The organism is Massilia sp. P2_C2, assembly GCF_056404615.1.
Map to the genome: position 1 here is coordinate 1 of NZ_JBFUDR010000687.1, position 522 is coordinate 522.

At 78.7% G+C, this 522-nt stretch carries 1 protein-coding gene; it reads right to left on the reverse strand.

The features are described from left to right. On the reverse strand, window positions 1-522 hold a 522-nt coding region (locus tag AC1DYX_RS31870), incomplete at both ends, for an HAD family hydrolase (protein WP_477266296.1).

Genomic DNA, 522 nt, shown 5'->3' on the forward strand with positions numbered 1-522 from the left:
CTCCAGGGCGCGCACGATTTCCAGCTTCTGGGCCGGCACGATGCGCGCACACACGCTGGCACGCGCGAGGGCGCCGGCCAGCGCCACGCTGTCCAGGCGCGCGAGAGCGGGGCCGGTCAGCACGGCGCCGTCCGCCAGTCCGGCCGCGCGCGCGATGGCCTGCGCCGTCTCCGGGTGGTCGCCCGTGATCATCATCACGCGCACGCCGGCGCGGCGGCACTCGGCCACGGCGGCCGGGATGTCGGCGCGCAGCGGATCGGCCAGCGCGACGAGCCCGACGAGGCGCAGGCCCAGCGCGGCCGGGTCGTCCGGCCACGGACCGGGCGGCGGATGACAGCCTGCCACCGCCAGCACGCGCAGGCCGTCGCGCGCCAGCGCGGACGCGGCGGCCAGCGCCGCGGCTGTCGCCTCCTGCCCGGCGCCGGCACACAGTTGTGCGATCGTCTCCGGCGCGCCCTTGGCGGCGGCGACGGCGCGGCCGCCTTCGAACCAGATGCGCACGATGGCGGCGCGCGCCTGGGT